Source organism: Amycolatopsis sp. NPDC001319 (assembly GCF_042896185.1).
GTDB lineage: Bacteria > Actinomycetota > Actinomycetes > Mycobacteriales > Pseudonocardiaceae > Amycolatopsis.
Window position 1 is genome coordinate 95041 of sequence record NZ_JBIAWY010000008.1, and the last position, 13518, is coordinate 108558.

Below are 13518 nucleotides of genomic sequence, written 5' to 3' on the forward strand. Positions count from 1 at the left end.
GAGGCGCACGTGCGTCGAAGCCGTTCCACAAGAGCCGGATTCAGACCGAGAGCCAGATCCCGAGCGACCGTCCTGACCGCGGGGGCCGCGGCGCTGATCGCCGCGCTGGGCATCGTCGCCCCGCCGGTCGCGGGCGCCGCCACAGTGTCCACACCGGACTCCTTCTCCGACAACTCCGCCCGGCAGATCGCGGCATTGCAGTCGATCAAGACCGGCCAGACCAAGGCGGAGTCCAAACTGGACAGTCGTCTGCTCGTCACGCAGAAGCTGCGTTCCCGGAAGCTGAGTGCCTCGGCCGTACCCGCGCTGGGGGCGGGTACGGCGAGCACCGCGGTCGTGGACATCCGGGTCACGAAGGTGTCCGACGCGCTGGTGAACGACCTGCGCAAGGCCGGCGCCGCCGTGCGCACGGTGTCGGACAAGGCCGCGAGCATCCGCGCCGAGGTGCCGCTGGCCGCGCTGCCGGCGATCGCGGCGCGCGCCGACGTGAAGCGGGTCGAGACCGCCGACCAGGCGATCACCGCCCGCGAGCTGGAAACCAAGGCGGGGCAAGGGAAGACGGCGCCCGTCGAGACCAAGCAGCAGAAGGCCGCCCGCCTCGACGCCGCGCTGAACCAGGCGCTGGCGGCGAAGAACAAGCGGGCCGCCGCGGCCACGATCACCAGCGAGGGCGACCGCGCGCACAACGCCGACCTCGCCCGCCAGCAGTACGGCGTCACCGGCACCGGCGTGAAGGCGTGCGCGCTGTCCGACGGCGTCGACTCGCTCGCGGTCTCGCAGGCCAAGGGCGAGCTGCCGGCCGTCGACGTCGTCCCCGGCCAGGCCGGCGACGGCGACGAGGGCACCGCGATGCTGGAGATCATCCACGACCTCGCGCCCAACGCCGCCCTCGGTTTCGCCTCCGCGTTCGCCTCCGACGCGAGCTTCGCCGACAACATCCGCAAGCTGCGCTTCGAGTCGCACTGCGACGTGATCGTCGACGACGTCATCTACTTCAAGGAATCCCCGTTCCAGGACTGGATCATCGCCCAGGCCGTGAACGACGTGACCGCCGACGGCGCGCTCTACTTCTCCTCCGCGGGCAACGAGGGCAACGTCGCCGACGGCACCGCCGCCCACTGGGAAGGCGACTTCGTCGACTCGGGCAAGTCGGTCGGCAAGTTCGCCGGCACCGCGCACAACTTCGCGGGCGCGGCGGGCAACCAGATCTTCGAGCCGATCTCCGACGCGTCGTCGGGCAACATCCCCGTGACGCTGCACTGGTCCGACCCGCTCGGCGCCGCGGGCGACGACTACGACCTCTACCTCCTCGACGCGGCGGGCAACGTCGTCTCGTTCAGCCAGGACGTGCAGGACGGCACCCAGGATCCGTACGAGCAGCTCGCCACCCCGCTCTTCGGCGGCACGGGCCTGCGGCTCGCGGTGGTCAAGTTCTCGGGCGAGGGCCGCTACCTCTCGCTGACCGCGTTCGGCAGCCGCTTCCGCGACTCGGCCGACGGCCTCAAGGCCTACAGCACCCCGGGCGTCACGGTCGGGCACTCCTCGGCGCGCAACGCGTTCTCCGTCGCCGCGGCACCCGCGGCCGCCGCGTTCGGCCGGGCGCTCGAGCCCGGTGACCCGGCCAACCCGACCGGCCCGTTCCCCGGCGCGTTCTCCTCGGCCAGCAAGGCCGAGCGGTTCAGCTCCGACGGCCCGCGCCGGATGTTCTACGAGGCCGACGGCACGCCCATCACGCCGGGCAACGTCTCCTCGACCGGTGGCGAGATCCGCGACAAGCCGGAGATCACCGCGGCCGACGGCGTCCGCACCTCGGTGAGCGGGTTCGACCCGTTCTTCGGCACCTCGGCCGCCGCGCCGCACGCCGCCGCCATCGCGAGCCTCGTGCTCTCCGGCAACCCCGGTCTGTCCGGTTCGGACGTTCGCGACGCGTTCCTCGCGACGGCCGTGGACATCGAGGCGCCCGGCAGCGACAACCTCACCGGCGCGGGCGTCGTCCTCGCCGACCGGGTGCTCGCCTACACCGGCGCCAGCCCGCAGCCCTACGCGCAGGCCCAGTCGCCGACCGTCACCGGACCAGACGGCGGCAGCACCCTCGACCCCGGTGACACCGCGAAGGTGACGCTGCCGGTGACCAACACCGGCGACGGGGTCGCGTCGTCCACGAGCGTCGTGCTCACCACGACGACGCCCGGCGTCACGATCGCGCCGCGCGCCAAGTCCTACGGCACGATCAGCCCGGGCCAGACCGGCGTCAACGACTTCACCGTCACGGTCCCGGCCAGCCAGGGCCTCGGCGTGCCGGTGGTGCTTTCGGCCAAGGTGACGTTCGCGGGTTCGTTCTCGCCGACGACCAGCACCTTCGCGCTCCCGGTGGGCACGCCGTCGCCGGTGGTGCAGACGTTCTCCTACACCGGCGCGCCGGTCGCGATCCCGGACAACTCGCAGCTCGGCGCCTCCGTTCCGCTGGTGGTGAGCGGGGTCGGGGCCGCGTCGAAGGTCTCGGTCTCGATCGACGGGTCAAGCTGCACCGCCGACGAGGGCTCGACCACGGTCGGCCTGGACCACACCTACGTCGCGGACCTGGTCGGCACGCTGACCTCGCCGTCGGGCGCGTCGGCCACGCTGTTCCAGCGGGCCGGCAGCGGCGGCAACAACCTGTGCCAGGTCGTGTTCGACGACAGCGCTTCGGCGCTGCTGAGCACGGTCGGGTCGCAGTTCGCGCCGTTCACGGGCACCTACCTGCCGATCGACCCGCAGACCCCGCTCGCCGGGACCTCGGCCGACGGCACGTGGACGTTCAAGGCGGTCGACGTCGCCGGCGGTGACACGGGCTCGATCCGCAGCGTCTCGCTGCACGTCAACGGTTACGCGTCGGCGGGCACGGGGAGTACCGGGAGCACGGCCGGAGCGGCCGCGCTGGTCCGCCCGGTGGTGCACGCCGGTCCGGCCATCGCCTGATCCCTCGAGCAACACCGATCCACCCGGACGGGGCCGTCGCGTTTTCGCGGCGGCCCCGTACCGTTGTCCGCATGGCCAGGGCGCGGCGGGTCGCGGGCGGCGGGACGGCGGTCGAGGTCGCGCCCGAGCGCCTCGCCGGCTGGTTCACGCGCTTCGCCGAACGCAACGACGGCGTCGGCACGACCGAGCTCGGCGAGCACGAGGTCCGCGTCTTCGCGCGCAACGGCGTCACCGCCACCGCGACCGTCCCCTTCGGACCGCTCGCCGTCACGGGCAGGCACGAGGGGCTGGCCGTCGAACCGCTCGTGGCCCACGCGCTGGTGCCGCGGTTGCTCGCGTTGCTGCTGGTCCGCCTCGGCGGGCACTCCCTCGGGCTCGCGCGCGGCGGGACGGTGCTCGTCTCGCGCACCGACCGCCACCTCGTGCAGGGCCGCACGGCCGCGGGCGGCTGGTCGCAGCAGCGCTTCGCGCGCCGCCGCGCGGGGCAGGCCCGGGTGGCGCTGCGCGCGGCCGCGCAGGACGCGGTCGAGGTCCTCGTGCCCCGACTGTCCGAAGTGGACGCCGTCGTGCTCGGCGGCGACCGCCTCGCGCTCGGCGAACTGCGCGCCGACCACCGGCTCCACCCGCTGTTCGCCCGCGCCGAGGCGCGCGTGCTCGACATCCCCGAGCCGCGGCGCGACGTGCTCGACGACGCGGCCGGACGGGCGATCTCCGTGGAAGTGGTCCTGAGCGGAGCGTGAGACCCGCCACGCGGCGGAAAACCGTTCGACGCCGCCCCGTACACTGGGTCCCGTGGAACGGGAAATCCTCACGGAGTAGCTGCCGCACCGGGCGCTCGTGACCGATCTTCGCAGGGAGCGGGGACGGCGGGCGATGCCGGTGCCTGTCGCTGTCCACGTTCACCCCCGAATCCGGGAGTTCCCTTGATCACGGCCACTGGCCTCGAGCTGCGTGCCGGCTCGCGCATCCTGCTCAACGGCGCCACGCTCCGCATCCAGCCCGGCGACCGCATCGGCCTCGTCGGCCGCAACGGCGCCGGCAAGACCACCTCGCTGAAGGTCCTCGCGGGCGAGGGCGAACCGCACGCGGGCGAAGTCCGCCGCAGCGGTGAGCTCGGCTACCTGCCGCAGGACCCGCGCGAGGGCGACCTGTCCGTCACGGCGAAGGACCGCGTGCTGTCCGCGCGCGGCCTCGACGCGCTGATCCGCAACATGGAGAAGGCGCAGACGGCCATGGCGGAGCTGGCCGACGAGAAGGAACGCGACAAGGCGGTCAACCGCTACAGCCGCCTCGAAGAGCGGTTCGCCTCCCTGGGCGGGTACGCCGCCGAGAGCGAGGCCGCGCGCATCTGCTCCAACCTCGGCCTCGCCGACCGGATTCTCGAGCAGACGCTGAACACGCTGTCCGGTGGCCAGCGCCGCCGGGTCGAGCTCGCGCGCATCCTGTTCGCCGCCGCGGAGGCCGGCGCGGGCGGCAAGTCCGAGACGATCCTGCTCCTCGACGAGCCCACCAACCACCTCGACGCCGACTCGATCTCGTGGCTGCGCGGCTTCCTCAAGCAGCACGACGGTGGCCTCGTGGTGATCAGCCACGACGTGGAGCTGCTCGCCGACGTCGTGAACAAGGTCTGGTTCCTCGACGCCACGCGCGGCGAGATCGACCTCTACAACATGAGCTGGCAGCGCTACCTCGACGCGCGCGCCACCGACGAGAAGCGCCGCCGCCGCGAGCGCGCGAACGCCGAGAAGAAGGCGTCGGCGTTGCAGCAGCAGGCCGCGAAGCTCGGGGCCAAAGCGACGAAGGCCGTGGCGGCCAAGAACATGGCGCGCCGCGCGGAGCAGATGCTCTCCTCGCTCGACGAGACGCGCCAGGCCGACAAGGTCGCGCGGATCAAGTTCCCGGAGCCCGCCCCGTGCGGCCGCACGCCGCTCACGGCCGACGGGCTGTCGAAGTCCTACGGCTCGCTCGAGATCTTCACCGGAGTCGATCTTGCGATCGACCGCGGCTCGAAGGTCGTCGTACTCGGTTTGAACGGTGCCGGAAAGACGACATTGCTCCGGCTCCTCGGCGGAATGGAAACTCCGGATACGGGTTCCGTCGAGCCGGGTCACGGATTGCGTTTGGGCTATTACGCACAGGAACACGAAACTCTCGACCACGATGCGAGCGTGTGGGAAAACATCCGACACCTCGCGCCGGACACGGGAGCGCAGGAGTTGCGGAACCTGCTCGGTTCCTTCCTGTTCACGGGTGAACAACTCGACCAGCCCGCCGGCACGCTTTCCGGCGGTGAGAAGACCCGCCTGGCGCTGGCCGGGCTCGTCTCCAGTGCGGCGAACGTGCTGTTGCTGGACGAACCGACCAACAACCTCGATCCGGCCAGCCGTGCGCAGGTCCTGGACGCGCTGCGCAGCTTCGCCGGCGCCGTGGTGCTGGTGACGCACGACCCGGGCGCGGTCGAGGCGCTGGAGCCCGAGCGCGTGATCCTCCTGCCCGACGGGACCGAGGATCATTGGTCCGCGGATTATCTGGAACTTGTCCAGCTAGCGTGATCAGATACGGCCATTTGGGTGCTTGCCACGGTCCGTGAAGCACTTGAATGGCCCAATGTGATCGCAATTTCGCTCGTTTTACGTCTGTCGTCTGGCATTCCTGGGCTTCGTGTTCGATCATTGCCCCGGCAGGGGCCGTCAAATGGCCCAGAACTCCACTCGGCGGGAAGGCGATCGACGTGGCTGATCTCAAGAAAGGCGCGCGGATCACCGGCAACACGCGCGACAAGCTGGCCGCTGACCTGAAGAAGAAATACGAGAAGGGCTCGAGCATCCGGGCCCTCGCTGAGTCCACGGGGCGTTCCTACGGGTTCGTGCACCGTGTTCTCTCTGAGTCCGGGGTCCAGCTGCGGGGGCGCGGCGGGGCCACGCGGGTCAAGAAGAAGTAGCAGTACCAGGCCGACTGCGCGGGGGGCGCAGTCCCTGTTCGGCCGCTCGGAACGTCAGCACTCCTCCGAGCAGCACCAACGGATAAACCAGGTAGCCGTAGCGGGTTGCCGGGGTGAGCAGGACCAACGCGCCGAGCCCGACGGCGATCCGCAAGAGCGCGGCGGATCCCGTCGCGGGGGGACGGCGCACCAGCCACACCAGCATCGCCACTGCTGCGGCCGCCACCAGGACGAGTGAGATCACGCGGCCCGCCGATCCGGTTTCCGCGATCAGGTGGCCCGGAAGCGGGCTTGCCGCGGGGGAGCGCACCACGCCCATCCCGAGCGGGAACCGGATCACGTGCTCCACGAACGCGTCCGGGTCGACCAGGTACACCGGCAGGTGCAGCACCACGGTCGCACTGACCAAAGTGGTCACGAACCACGCGAGTGCCCTGCGGTCGCGTGAATTTCCGTTGTGCGTACGGCACAACACGAAGACCGCGAGCACGGCCGCGGCCGGCGCGACGATGAGCTTCGCGCTGATCACGAGTGCCAGCACGAATCCCGACCAGCCCGCGCGGCCGGTTGCAGCGAGTGCGCAGGCGAGCACGAGCAGTCCCACAATGGCGAGATCGGGACCGGCAACGGCCCAAGTCAATGCGGTGAGTGGGCACGCGATTGCCAATTGTGCCGAAAGAACCGGAATTCGCGGCCATTTCAGCATTCGTAGTGAGCCGATCACACAGAGAGACGCACAAAGCGCGAACATCCACCGGGCATCGGTGAGCGCATTGGTGAACGGTGTTCCCCCGAACAACGCGCGCGGAAGACCGAACACCGTCATCACGGGTCCGTAGGGCGTGTAGTCGTTCACCTCGGGAGCGCGCCCGAGAGCGGTCACGTCGACGTACGGCGTGCCGTGCTGGAGCAGCAGGCTCGCGCTGCGTTCGATCACCCACACCTCGGGCTGCGCGGCCCACGAGACCGGCGTGACGAGCCAGTCGACTCCCGTCAGTCGGCGAATCACGAGCACCACGAGCGGGATGATCATCGCCAACAACCCGATCACCGCGATCGAACACCACCGCGAGCCGAGCCGGCCGCGAGGCGTGCGCCCGAGCCGCGCCGACACGAGCAGCCACCCGCTGTGGGCCGCGGCGAAGCCGTACGCGGCCGTCGCGAAGTTGCCCCAGACGCGGTAGCCGTAGAACTCGGACACGATCGCGCTGATCAACGCGAAGGCGAAGCAGCCCAGGTAGAACACCAGGTCCCACGTCAGCACGCGGACCGCCCGGTCCACGCCGGTCCGGGCCGGCGCCATCAGCAGCTGCACCGCTTCCCCCTCACGAACCTGGCCGTCCCCGTCGCGTCAGGCTACCGAGGGCGTCCGGATCACCCGTCCTCGCCCGTTCGGCCCAGTTCGCGCAACCGCGGGAGCAGCGCGGCCGCCTGCTTCGCGCGGCCCAGGGCGTCGCCGGCGGAGGGGAGCATGAGGACGAGGTCGGTGAACCCGGCGTCGAGGTAGGTCCGGGCTTCGCGCAGCGTGTCGTCGTCCTGGGCCGAGAGCCGGAACTGCACGGCCCGGCGCACCGTCGCCGGGTCACGGCCGAGGGCCGCGCAATGCCGGTCGAGCACGCCCGACAGCCGCGTGAGCTCCTCGACGGGGGTGCCCGGCAGGCTCGCGTTGAGCCACACGTCGGCGTGCTCGGCGACGACCCGCAGGCCACGGCGTTCGCCGTTGCTCCCTAGCCACAGCGGCGGCTTCGGCGTCTGCACCGGTTTCGGGTCGCTCGTCGCGGCCGTGAGCGAGTAGTGGGCGCCACTGAAGTCGGCGACCGGGCGCGTCCACAGGAGATCGAGGACGGCGCAGGCCTCGGCGAGCCGCTCGACGCGTTCGCGCGCCGGTGGGGTCGGCAGGCCGAGCATCGTGTCGGCGAGCTCGTCGCCGCCCGCGCCGAGGCCCACGTCGAGCCGGCCGCCGGAGAGGTGGTCGACAGTCGCGGCCATCTTCGCCAGCACGGCCGGGTGCCGGTTGGTGTTGCCCGACACCAGGCAGCCGATCCGCACGTGCCGCGTGGCCTCGGCCATGGCGGCGAGCAGGGTCCAGGCCTCGAAGACGGCGCCGGTGCGGACCGGGCCCATGGGGGCGAAGTGGTCGAAGGTCCAGAGGCCGTCGAACCGCGCGTCGTCGGCGATCGCCCAGATCTCGCGCAGCGTCGCGACGTCTGTGAACTGCTGCGCGGGTTTCAGCCCGAAGGTCACCATGCAAGGACTCCTGATCGTCAGGGGAAGAAATCGTCAGCACTACTGATGATCAGCGTAGGGCTAGGATGCACTGCATGTCGAGTGCCCCCGAAACGCCGGCCGTCGTGACCCGCCGGCTCGGTTATCTGCTCAAGCACGCGCAGCTGCGGCTGGCCGAGCTGCAGGAGCCGCTGCTCGCGCCCCACGGGGTGACCGGGCGGCAGGTTGCCGTGCTCGCGCTGCTGGCCGACGGTGAGCCGCAGTCGCAGCAGGAGGCGGCCGCGCGGCTCGGCGTGGACCGGACGACCATGGTGCAGCTCGTCGACGAACTGGAGGACAAGGCGCTCGTGCGGCGCCACGTCGATCCGGCCGATCGCCGCCGCCGGATCGTGACGCCGACGGAGGAGGGGCTGCGCGTGCTGAAGGCGGCCACCGAGGCGTCGGAGGAGGCCGAACGGCGGCTGCTGGGCCCGCTGGCCGGGCGCGAGGCCGACGCGCTGCGGGAGGTGCTGTGGGCGGTTGTTCACCACCGGTGAACGCCACGGGTGACGGCACGGGGAAGAACTCGGGACGAACCGACGTTGTGCTGGGCATCTCACGAAAAAAGCTCAAGTAATGTAGAAGTTTTGTCGATCGGGGGAAAGGCTCCACATGGACAACTCGTGGGCGTTGCTCGGCTCCGTGATGCGCGGGGCCGACACGCCGAGGGCGCTGACGCGCGGCACCGTGAAACGGGTCGCGCGCTTCGCCCGCCCGCACTGGACGCGGCTGCTCGTGTTCCTCGTGCTCACCGTGGTCTCCGCCGTGCTCGTGGTGACCACGCCCGTGCTGGCGGGCAAGGTCGTCGACGCGGTCGTCGGCGGCCACGACCTGCCGCTGATCATCTGGCTGGCCGTGGTGATCGCGGTGCTGGCCATCCTCGACGCCGGGCTGGGGCTGGCGGAGCGGTGGCAGTCGGCGCGCATCGGCGAGGGGATCATCCTCGACCTGCGCGTCGCCGTGTTCGCGCACGTGCAGAAGCTGCCCATCGCGTTCTTCACGCGCACCCGCACCGGCGCGCTGGTCAGCCGGCTCAACAACGACGTGATCGGCGCCCAGCGCACGTTCACCGCGACGCTGTCGGGTCTGGTCACCAACGTGATCCAGCTCGTGCTCTCGCTCGCGGTCATGGTGACGCTGTCGTGGCAGGTCACGCTCTTCGCGCTGGTGCTGCTGCCGATCTTCGTGCTGCCGGCGCGCCGGCTGGGCCGCCGGATGGCCGGGCTGCAGCGCGAGTCGGCGCAGCTCAACGCCGGCATGACCACGCAGATGACCGAGCGGTTCTCGGCGCCGGGCGCCACGCTCGTGAAGCTGTTCGGCCGTCCGCGCCAGGAAGTCGGCGAGTTCAGCGACCGTGCGGGGCGCGTGCGGGACATCGGCGTGCGCACGGCGATGCTCACCCGCTGGTTCATGACCAGCCTCACGCTCGTGTCGGCGCTCGCGCAGGCGCTGGTCTACGGCCTCGGCGGCTACCTCGCCTTCACCGGCCAGATCGCGCCCGGCACCGTGGTGGCGCTGGCGCTGCTGCTGACCCGGCTCTACGCGCCGCTCACGGCGCTGGCCAACGTCCGCGTGGACGTGATGACCGCGCTGGTGTCGTTCGAGCGGGTCTTCGAGGTGCTCGACCTCGACCCGATGATCAAGGAGCCCGAGCAGCCGAAGGCGCCGCCCGCGGGCGGCGTGGCCGTGGAGTTCGACGACGTGCGCTTCGGGTACCCGGCGGCCGACCGGTTCTCGCTGGCGTCACTGGAAGACGTGGCCACTCTGGACAGCCGCGGGGGCGAAGAGGTGCTGCACGGCATCAGCTTCCGCGCCGAACCGGGCCAGATGGTGGCGCTGGTCGGGTCCTCGGGTGCCGGCAAGTCGACCATCGCGTCGCTGCTGCCGCGCCTTTACGACGTGGACGGCGGTGCGGTCCGGCTGTCCGATGTGGACGTCCGGGATCTGGACTTCGCGACGCTGCGCGCCACGGTGGGCGTGGTGACGCAGGACGGGCACCTGTTCCACGACACCATCCGCGCCAACCTCGCCTACGCCCGCCCGGGCGTGACCGACGACGAGATCTGGGCCGCGCTGGAGCAGGCTCGCCTGAGCCACCTGGTGCATTCGCTGCCCGACGGCCTCGACACGACCGTGGGCGAACGCGGCTACCGCCTCTCCGGCGGCGAGCGCCAGCGCCTCACCATCGCGCGGCTGCTGCTGGCGCAGCCGAAGGTCGTGGTGCTGGACGAAGCCACGGCGCACCTGGACTCCGAGTCGGAAGCCGCGGTCGGCGAGGCCCTCACGGGCGCGCTCGAAGGCCGCACGGCGCTCGTGATCGCGCACCGGCTCTCCACCGTCCGCGCCGCCGACCTGATCCTGGTCGTCGAGGACGGCCGGATCGTCGAGCGCGGCACGCACGAAGAGCTGCTCGCCCTCGGCGGCCGCTACGCCGAGCTGCACCACACGCAGTTCGACGAGGAGCCGTCCGCGGTCGCCTGACGCGCCGTGAAGGGCGTCTCGAGGAAGGCTCGAGGCGCCCTTCGCTCAATTTTCGAGGCAGGCGAAGGTCGCGTTGACGAGCGCCATCTTGCGCGGGTCGTCACGCAGCAGCGGGCCCATGCGGTTCATTACATAACCGAAGCCGATGCCGGCTTCCGGGTCGGCGCCGCCGGACGAGCCGCCGAGCCCGTCGTGGCCGAACGCGGCCGGGTTGGGGCCGAAGCCGCGCGCGTCGCTGCCGAGGTAGAAGCCGAGCGCCCACTCGTTGGGCACGCCGGCGACGAGGTCGACCGAGGCGCCCTGTCCTTCGCGGGCCCGCGCGAGCGCGCCGGCCGAGATCAGGCGTTCGGAGCCGTCGGCCAGGGCGCCGTAGATGACCGCGAGCGCCTTGGCCGTGCCGTGGCCGTTGAGGGCCGGCATCACGGCCCGCCGCCACGCGGGATCGTTGGCGTGGTGGCCTTCCACGCGCGGGTTGGCCATGGCGGCGAGCGCGACCGGTCCGGCGTTCGCGAACGCCTCGGTCAGCGCCGTGGTCAGCTCCGGCGTGAGCACCGGCTCCGCGAGCGTCGAGCAGCGCCCGAGGTCGGCTTCCCCGACCCCGAGGGAGAAATCCGCGTCCAGGGGACCGGCCACGTGCTCGGCGAAGAACGCGTCGATGCCCTGCCCGGCCACGCGGCGCACGACCTCGCCGACGAGGAAGCCGTAGGACACCGCGTGGTAACCGCCGGCCGAGCCGGGCGGGAACAGCGGTTCCTGCGCGGCCAGCAGCCCCGTGATGTGGTCCCAGTCGTAGAGCTCCTCGACCTTCACGGGGCGCGCCAGGCCGATGCCGACGACGCCGGAGCGGTGCGAGAGCAGCCAGCGCACCGGGATGTCCTGCTTGCCCGCCGCGGCGAACTCGGGCCAGTAGCGCGCCACGGGGGCGTCGAGGTCGAGCTCGCCGGCGTCGGCCAGCTGGTGCGCGCAGATCGCCGTCATGCCCTTGGTCGTGGACCAGACGTTGGTCAGCGTGTCCGGCCGCCACGGTGTGGTGCGGCCCGGGTCCGCCCAGCCGGCCCAGAGATCCACCACGACCTCGCCGCGGTGGGTCACCGCGAAGGCCGCGCCGAGCTCGTCGCGCTCGGAAATGTTCTCGACGAACGCGTCCTGCACCGCCTCGAACCCGGGCGCGCAGGTGCCGTGCAGGGGCACGGCCGTCTCATCGTCCACGCTGGCCCGCCTCCACTCGACACCGACTGGTCGGTACGCCGAAGCTAGAAGCGCGGAACCGGGCCCGTCAAGACCTGCCGGGCCCGGTCCTTTTTCGCCGGAAGTGCCGATGGTTCGCCGACGGGCTACCGCAGGGCCGGCACGCGCGGGCCGTACTTGGCGAGCAGGGCCGTGTTGGCCTCGTCGCCACCCTCCACATTGGAGCTTCGCCACAGCGGGACGTCGATGCCCTCGGCCGTGCCGCGGTCGTAGACCTCCGCCAGGATCAGGTTCCACAGGAACGCGTTGACCACAGTGGACAGTGGTGCGGTGCGCGGTGCGGCCGCCGGGTGGCTCGCGTCGCCGGGGACCACGAGCGAGTCGAGCACCACCGTGCCCTCCTCGACCAGCGTTGTCGCCGACCGGCGCGGCGCCGCGGCCACGCACGCGCGCGACGTCACGGCGATCACCGCCGCGCCCCGGCGGCGGGCACCGGCGGCCAGCTCCACCGGGTACGGGTTCACGCCGGAGGTCGAGAACACCACGAGCACGTCGTCGGGGCCCGGCGCGCGCTCGGCCAGCACCTCTTCGGCCAGCCCGCTGCGGCGCTCGGTCTTCGTGCTGTGCTGCGCGCCGTGCAGGGGCAGCAGCTCCGGGTGGTACAGCGGGTAGACGCAGGCGAGGCCGCCCGCGCGGTAGAACGTCTCGGCGACCGCGGCGAGCGAGTGCCCGGCACCGGCGGTGAACACGAGGGCGTCGGACCGGATCACCCCGAGCACGAGGTCGGCCGCCGCCGTCAGCGCTTCGGCGTTGGCCTGCTGCGCGGCCGCGAGCTTGTCCGAGGTGCTCTTCCAGATTTCCGTGGCGCTCACCACACCTGCCCTTCGTCGCGGGGTCGGGCGCCGAATGTATCGCTTGGACACGCTTCGTGGTGGATTAGCGTGAGAGCTGATCATCCGGGCGTACCGGTGACTGGGAGGCGGCACGTGGACGGAGTACCCGTCGTTTCGGTGCGGCGCGCGCACGGGCGGACGAGGGCGGTGGCGCTGGTGCTGCACGGCGGCGCCGAGCACGGCACCGCGGCCGTGGGGCCGTGGCGGCTGGCGTACCTGCGCATGGTGCCGCTGGCCCGCGCCCTGCACCGCGCGGGCCGCACGGCGGGCCTGGAGGTGCGCTTGGTGCGCAACCGCCGCTACGGCTGGAACGCGCCCGCGGAAGACCCGGTGGACGACGCCCGCTGGGCGCTGGAGCGCATCCACGCCGAGCACCCGGGCCTGCCCGTCGTGCTCGTCGGGCACTCGATGGGCGGACGCGTGGTGCTGCGCGTGGCCGACGACCCCGCCGTGGTGGGCGTGTGCGCGCTCGCGCCGTGGACGCCGCCCGGGGAGCCGGTGGACGCCGTCTCGGGCCGCTCCGTGGTGATGCTGCACGGCACGCGTGACCGGATCACCTCACCGCGTGATTCCCACGCTTTCGCCGAGCGCGCGCGGGAGCTCGCCAAGCGCCTCGCGCGCTTCGAGGTCACCGGCGAAGGGCACGCGATGATCAAGCGTCCGGCGGTCTGGACCAGGCTGATGTGTGCTTTCACACTGGAAGCGATCGACGCGGGCGAGACCGACGAGACTCTCCGGCAGGCGTGGACCCGGCCCGCGGACGAGCGGCTGCGCATCCCCGTGTGACCGGAT

The 13518-nt window shown here is 71.7% G+C and carries 11 protein-coding genes; 7 read left to right on the forward strand and 4 right to left on the reverse strand.

Annotated elements, in window-relative coordinates; genetic code table 11:
- Positions 1–72 precede the first annotated feature (72 nt).
- The 4 genes from ACFY1H_RS29270 (at position 73) to ACFY1H_RS29285 (ending at position 5899) form a co-directional block, all read left to right on the forward strand.
- Positions 73–2958, forward strand: coding sequence for a S8 family serine peptidase (locus tag ACFY1H_RS29270; RefSeq protein ID WP_386952166.1), 2886 nt, complete (start codon positions 73–75; stop codon positions 2956–2958).
- 71 nt (positions 2959–3029) lie between these two features.
- Positions 3030–3698: an acVLRF1 family peptidyl-tRNA hydrolase gene (locus ACFY1H_RS29275; protein WP_386951535.1), complete on the forward strand. Its 669-nt coding sequence runs from the start codon at positions 3030–3032 to the stop codon at positions 3696–3698.
- A gap of 183 nt (positions 3699–3881) precedes the next feature.
- Positions 3882–5510 carry an ABC-F family ATP-binding cassette domain-containing protein gene (locus tag ACFY1H_RS29280; protein ID WP_364047767.1) on the forward strand — a complete coding sequence of 543 codons (1629 nt, stop codon included), beginning with the start codon at positions 3882–3884 and terminating at the stop codon, positions 5508–5510.
- A 179-nt stretch (positions 5511–5689) separates the two neighbouring features.
- A complete protein-coding gene (locus tag ACFY1H_RS29285) occupies positions 5690–5899 on the forward strand; it encodes a helix-turn-helix domain-containing protein (RefSeq protein WP_003071237.1) in 210 nt (69 codons plus the stop codon).
- On the opposite strand, the gene ACFY1H_RS29290 is transcribed toward ACFY1H_RS29285, so the two are convergent.
- Both ACFY1H_RS29290 and ACFY1H_RS29295 read right to left on the reverse strand, forming a co-directional pair.
- Complete coding sequence (locus ACFY1H_RS29290) at positions 5886–7202, reverse strand: glycosyltransferase 87 family protein (protein ID WP_366583346.1); 1317 nt, start codon at positions 7200–7202, stop codon at positions 5886–5888. The two genes, ACFY1H_RS29285 and ACFY1H_RS29290, sit on opposite strands and share 14 nt — an antisense overlap.
- A 71-nt stretch (positions 7203–7273) precedes the next feature.
- Positions 7274–8146, reverse strand: a complete 873-nt coding sequence (locus ACFY1H_RS29295; RefSeq protein ID WP_386951540.1) for an LLM class flavin-dependent oxidoreductase — start codon at positions 8144–8146, stop codon at positions 7274–7276.
- A 74-nt stretch (positions 8147–8220) separates the two neighbouring features.
- Between ACFY1H_RS29295 and ACFY1H_RS29300 the strand changes: the two genes are divergently transcribed.
- Positions 8221–8661: a MarR family winged helix-turn-helix transcriptional regulator gene (locus tag ACFY1H_RS29300; RefSeq protein WP_386951543.1), complete on the forward strand. Its 441-nt coding sequence runs from the start codon at positions 8221–8223 to the stop codon at positions 8659–8661.
- Between the two features lie 115 nt (positions 8662–8776).
- Entirely contained in the window at positions 8777–10645 is a 1869-nt protein-coding gene (locus ACFY1H_RS29305) for an ABC transporter ATP-binding protein (RefSeq protein ID WP_386951546.1), read from the forward strand.
- A 45-nt stretch (positions 10646–10690) separates the two neighbouring features.
- Here the strand turns inward: ACFY1H_RS29305 and ACFY1H_RS29310 are convergent, their stop codons facing one another.
- Positions 10691–11854: a serine hydrolase domain-containing protein gene (locus tag ACFY1H_RS29310; protein WP_386951549.1), complete on the reverse strand. Its 1164-nt coding sequence runs from the start codon at positions 11852–11854 to the stop codon at positions 10691–10693.
- A 125-nt stretch (positions 11855–11979) separates the two neighbouring features.
- Positions 11980–12708, reverse strand: coding sequence for a sugar isomerase domain-containing protein (locus tag ACFY1H_RS29315; protein WP_366583327.1), 729 nt, complete (start codon positions 12706–12708; stop codon positions 11980–11982).
- A 111-nt stretch (positions 12709–12819) separates the two neighbouring features.
- On the opposite strand from ACFY1H_RS29315, the gene ACFY1H_RS29320 reads away from it, so the two are divergent.
- On the forward strand, positions 12820–13512 hold the full coding sequence (locus ACFY1H_RS29320) for an alpha/beta fold hydrolase (protein ID WP_366583328.1): 693 nt from the start codon (positions 12820–12822) through the stop codon (positions 13510–13512).
- Positions 13513–13518: the final 6 nt, after the last annotated feature.

Bases quoted from the DNA above. Each gene is read 5' to 3' on its own strand.
- ACFY1H_RS29275 (WP_386951535.1), top strand. From the start codon at position 3,030: ATGGCCAGGGCGCGGCGGGTCGCGGGCGGCGGGACGGCGGTCGAGGTC.
- ACFY1H_RS29290 (WP_366583346.1), bottom strand. From the start codon at position 7,202: ATGGCGCCGGCCCGGACCGGCGTGGACCGGGCGGTCCGCGTGCTGACG.
- ACFY1H_RS29295 (WP_386951540.1), bottom strand. From the start codon at position 8,146: ATGGTGACCTTCGGGCTGAAACCCGCGCAGCAGTTCACAGACGTCGCG.
- ACFY1H_RS29300 (WP_386951543.1), top strand. From the start codon at position 8,221: ATGTCGAGTGCCCCCGAAACGCCGGCCGTCGTGACCCGCCGGCTCGGT.
- ACFY1H_RS29305 (WP_386951546.1), top strand. From the start codon at position 8,777: ATGGACAACTCGTGGGCGTTGCTCGGCTCCGTGATGCGCGGGGCCGAC.